General features: G+C 40.7%; 5 protein-coding genes. 3 read left to right on the top strand and 2 right to left on the bottom strand.

The features are described 5' to 3' along the window. Positions 1 to 233 precede the first annotated feature (233 nt). Positions 234 to 851 (top strand): 3'-5' exonuclease, encoded by a 618-nt coding sequence (locus tag ABDV70_RS13500; protein WP_343598484.1) that lies wholly within the window; start codon positions 234 to 236, stop codon positions 849 to 851. 94 nt (positions 852 to 945) lie between these two features. After that, positions 946 to 1677 (top strand): 1-(5-phosphoribosyl)-5-[(5-phosphoribosylamino)methylideneamino]imidazole-4-carboxamide isomerase, encoded by a 732-nt coding sequence (gene hisA / locus ABDV70_RS13495; protein ID WP_343598482.1) that lies wholly within the window; start codon positions 946 to 948, stop codon positions 1675 to 1677. A 57-nt stretch (positions 1678 to 1734) separates the two neighbouring features. Here hisA and ABDV70_RS13490 read toward each other — a convergent pair whose 3' ends face one another. Further along, positions 1735 to 3156, bottom strand: a complete 1422-nt coding sequence (locus tag ABDV70_RS13490; RefSeq protein WP_343598480.1) for an FAD-dependent oxidoreductase — start codon at positions 3154 to 3156, stop codon at positions 1735 to 1737. 23 nt (positions 3157 to 3179) lie between these two features. Beyond that, on the bottom strand, positions 3180 to 4544 hold the full coding sequence (locus tag ABDV70_RS13485; protein ID WP_343598478.1) for an APC family permease: 1365 nt from the start codon (positions 4542 to 4544) through the stop codon (positions 3180 to 3182). A gap of 95 nt (positions 4545 to 4639) precedes the next feature. Between ABDV70_RS13485 and ABDV70_RS13480 the strand changes: the two genes are divergently transcribed. Further along, on the top strand, positions 4640 to 4999 hold the full coding sequence (locus tag ABDV70_RS13480) for a helix-turn-helix domain-containing protein (RefSeq protein ID WP_343598476.1): 360 nt from the start codon (positions 4640 to 4642) through the stop codon (positions 4997 to 4999). Positions 5000 to 5089: the final 90 nt, after the last annotated feature.

Genomic DNA, 5089 nt, shown 5'->3' with positions numbered 1-5089 from the left:
GATGTTAATTTGTCTATTATTTAGCCCATCAATCGACTTCAAACCGATTTAATCCCAATTCCAAGTCAGGTCAAAAAATAAAACCCTGACTAAATCCAAATTTAATCAGGGTTTGTCAATAATCTGAGCCCACACATTGTGGGCTATTTTTTAACGCCATCAATTTCGCCCTTATCACGATTTCATTTTTCCATCTTTTTAAAATTTCAACATCTTTGATAAGAACCAATACAATGATTACCCCAATCAATCTAGATAAAACATCTATTCGCCAACTCCCCCTCTTTCAAAATTTGCCTGCCTCACAAATTTTTGTATTACAAACACATGCCCAATGTGAGGCACTGTGTCAGCCATTAATCACCGCATCGACTTTAGGATTTGATACCGAATCTAAACCCACATTTAAAGTGGGTGAGGTGTCTACAGGCCCACATCTCATCCAACTGGCAACCGAACAACACGCCTATCTTTTTCAGGTCAATGACGAAACGCTGCGCTTTCTTGCGCCTATTCTTTCCAATCCTTTGCAGCACAAAGTCGGATTTGGTCTTAAAAATGACCGTATTATTTTCCGTAAAAAAGGCATTGAAATTGACGGTATTGTTGAATTGTCCAAGCAATTTTCATCGTTTGGTTTTAAACAGCAAATGGGCGTTCAAAAAGCCGTTGCACTCCTCTTTGGGCAATATCTACCGAAAAGTAAACGTGTCAGCACTTCTAACTGGGCAGCAAAATCGTTAAGCCCTCAGCAAATAGATTATGCTGCTGCCGATGCTTATGCTGCACTGCGTATTTTTCAGGAATTACAACAACGCCAACATTTGTCTTGCTCTCTTTCACCAAAGTAAGGGACAAACGCCAGCCAAGCACTTAGCGATTTGCAAATACTTTGCTAAGATGTTATTCACTCTTAATTTGCCTGACCAAACAAGGAACGAAAGCATGCTAATCATCCCCGCAATTGATCTTAAAGATGGAAAATGCGTCCGTTTAAAACAAGGACGTATGGAAGATGATACCGTTTTTTCTGATGATCCCGTTGCAACAGCAGCGCATTGGGTCAATGAAGGCGCGCGTCGTTTGCATCTTGTCGATTTAAATGGTGCATTTGCGGGAACACCAATTCATAAAAATGTGGTTGAAGCCATTACAAAAGAGTTTCCAGAACTTCCGATTCAAATTGGTGGTGGTATTCGTTCATTTGAAACCATTGAGCATTATCTGGAAGCAGGTGTGTCTTTTGTGATTATTGGTACAAAAGCAGCCAAAGAGCCTGAATTTGTTGAAGAAGCATGTAAAAAATTTGGTGGTCATATTATTGTCGGTATTGATGCCAAAGAAGGTTATGTGGCAACCGATGGTTGGGCAAATGTCATGGATTTAAAAGCAACTGACTTGGCAAAACGCTTTGCTGATGCAGGGGTATCGAGCATTGTGTATACCGATATCGCCCGTGATGGCATGATGCAAGGAGTCAATATTGAACAAACCGTTGCTTTGGCTGACTATTGCGGTTTACCTATTATTGCATCTGGCGGTGTGACCAATTTAGATGACGTTCGCGACTTAAAAGGTCGTCATGGTATTTTAGGTGCTATCACGGGTCGTGCAATTTATGAAGGCACACTCAGCCTTCGTGAAGCACAAGTATTGCTTGATGAAGATAGAATCTAATTCATGCATTATAAAAAAGAGGTCGATTTGACCTCTTTTTTATGACTTTATTTATTGTTAGAAGGACACCATCTTCCCGGGGTTCATCAAAGCACCCAGACCATATGCACTTTTAGCAACAGGAATCACCATCGGTGCTAATGCCCGACCTAATGGAATGTTTTGATGCTGAATCTGGGTCAACATCTCAAAATCCTGTGCATTTCCCACAAAATCATCAGCAATGGCTTTCCCAATACGCACCGTTTGCGCCACACCATGCCCACTCCAGCCATGCACTGCATAAATCGGATATTTATCACCAAATTTTCGGCTATCTGTCGCCCCATTCACCGTTAAATCGGTCGTGCCACTCCAAACAAAGTCTAGTTCGACATTTTTAAGCTGAGGAAATACATGCTGAATCCGTCCCAATAAGTATTGAGCTGTTTTTTCTGGACTCCAACAACTGCCTGTGCCCTGTCCACCAAACAACAAGCGGTTTTGGCTTACACCACGATAGTAATCAATCTGGAACTGAGTGTCATAAACAGGGTGATCCTGCGGTAAAATTTCTTTTAAATCGACCTCTAAAGGCGCTGTGGTTGAAACATAAGTATAAAATGGAATAGTCGTTTGGCTTTTTTCCTGTAACAGTTTAAACGAGGCATGATGTACCGCTATCACCACACTTTTACGTGCTTTAATTGTGCCATGACGGGTACTGACATAAATTCCATCCGCCTGTTCAGAGATTTCAACCACTTCGGTACGTTCGTAGATTGTGCCGCCATTTTGAATAAACCCATACACCAAGCCACGGTTCAACGCCAAAGGGTGAATATGCCCACCTAAACGGTCAACTAGCCCGCCATAGTAATGCTCTGATTTCACATAGTCATATAACTCATGCTTACCCACCACTTGGGTATGGTTTTCACCTAGAAACTTACGCGCATCGGAGCCTTGCGTAAGTGCGACCAAATGTCCTTCATGGACAGCTGCGGTAATGTGTCCTCGCTTACGCTGAAGCTCTAATTGATATTTTGATGAGAGATCATCAATCAACTGCATCGCTTCCACAGAGGTAAACCGCCACAGACGTTTGGCATCGTCATGGCTTAAATTTTCAATCATTTCCTCGGCTTCCCAACGCGCTAACCCTGGAGTGAGTTGTCCACCATTACGCCCTGAAGCAGCACTGCCGACTCGGTCTTTATCTAGCAAAATGGTTTCGACACCTTGTTCAGCCAAATGTAACGCTGTCGATGTTCCTAATAGCCCCGCACCAATCACCACAACATCACACTCGGTATCCTGATCAAGCGCATCGAAACAATGCCACTTTGCCAACGAACTTTCATAGTAATTGGCTGCAATGCCTTCAAAGTTTGCCTTTTGAGGATTTGCCCAGTTCCAGTCTTTACCACTCAGTTGATTGATACTGACTTTAAATTCAACATCATTTAATAATGTTGGTTTTTCAATTAAATTTTTCATCACTGACACTCTAAATATTAGACTTATTGAAATGCACCATTGATTGCAATGGCTTGCTTTTTAAATTTTCGATATAGATAGAAGATAACGCCCACACCAAACCATGTACAGCCAAACATCAAGGCAGATTTTTCCAGATTCACCCAAAGACACATGATGGCTGCCACAGAAATCAGTGGTAATACGGCATTAAAGAACTTATTTCTCCAACCTTGGCTTTGTCCTTCTCGTACATAAAACTTCATAAAAACGGATAGATTCACTGCGGTAAAGGCAATCAAAGCACCAAAGCTGATCAGATTCACCACTTGTGCCAAATCTAAAAAAATCGCACTGAGTGAAATCAATCCCACAAACAATGTTGCGAACAGTGGCGTTCCAAGACGTCCATTTAAATGACCAAAAGTTTTCTTATTAAAAATACCATCACAGCCCATGATATAAATCAGACGTGATGCACTGGCATGGCTGGCTAAACCAGATGCAATCGTATTCATAATTTGTGCTGTCAAAAATACCGACTGGAACACTGCCCCTCCGACATACAAAACAATTTCAGGTAAAGCTTCATCAGGATGTTTAAACTGCGCATTGGTTGGGAAATACAATTGAATAAACCATGCTGCTAAAAAGAAAATCACCCCACCAATCAGTGTCGTAAGCATAACTGCCCGAGGAATATTCTTTTTCGGATCTTTGGTTTCATGCGATAACGTCGTCACAGCATCAAAGCCCAGAAACGAAAAACATAAGATAGATGCACCTGCAATGAGAGGAGAAATATGCATATCTCCGTTCAGTAACGGCGCAATGGTCCAAACATGTTCATAGCCTTGTTTCATGCCAACGCCATGAATCACAAGGTAAATAAAAACCAGCATCAACATGACGGGTGCAAGTACAAACAGAAAACTTAAATTCGCAAGAATCCTGACTCTAAAGCAGTTCACCAACGTCACCAAACCTGCCGAAAGCAGAACCCAAGCCCAATACGGTACACTTGGAATCAATGCAGCTAAGTAGATTCCACACAGCAAAGCATTAATCAAAGGCAATAACATATAGTCAAGTAAGGCACACCATCCCACAAAAAAACCGAAAGACTGCCCGCAACTTTCCGCGGCATAGGTATACGCTGAGCCAGACTTTTCTGAAACCCGACTAAAACGCGCATAGCTAAAAGCAGTGAGCAACATCGCCACCAATGCAAATAAGTAAGCTAAAGGCACACGCCCTTGTGTTGTTCCTGAAACAATACCAAACGTATCAAAAACCGTCATAGGTGTCATATATGCAACACCAATCACGATCACTTGCCAGAGAGATAACCCTTTTGTATCTCGCTCATTCAAGGAGCGTTTAACGCCCAGATTTTTTTGTGTACTCATACCTGCAATCCTAATAAATATGCTTTACCCTATTTATTAGATTGCATAAACCATGCCATATAATATAATTAAAAATAATTTTAAGGAATTTAAAAATGCCAAAATATTCAATCGAAACTAAAAAGGCTGCATTAGCCGCATATAAAAAGACGGATTATAAAGTAGCGGTCTGTAAAGAGTTTAACATCTCTAGAGTGACCCTTGATGCATGGATCAAGCTTGAAGAAGAAACTGGAAGTTTAGACCCTAAACCAAGCAAAAAGCGAGGTGCTCCAACACATATCAAAGACTGGGGAGCTTTTCAGGTCTTTATAAAAAAACATAAATTTCAAAATATTAGTGATTTAATCCCGCTTTTTGAACAAGAGTTTGGTTATTCTGTTTCTTATGCTGTTTTGGTTCGTGCAATTCACGTTTTAGGTTTACGTCGTCGTAAAGGCCGTTTCTATGCTTAAGATTTTTTTAAAAATCAGCCTTTCCATTCTCATTTTAAACGTAATTTGATTATATTAAAAAAGTATATTTATTAATATAAAAACGTAAAC

This window comes from Acinetobacter sp., assembly GCF_039596015.1.
Taxonomy (GTDB): domain Bacteria; phylum Pseudomonadota; class Gammaproteobacteria; order Pseudomonadales; family Moraxellaceae; genus Acinetobacter.
Note: the sequence above shows the minus strand (reverse complement) of the source record. Positions and strands in the feature narration are given on the sequence as shown.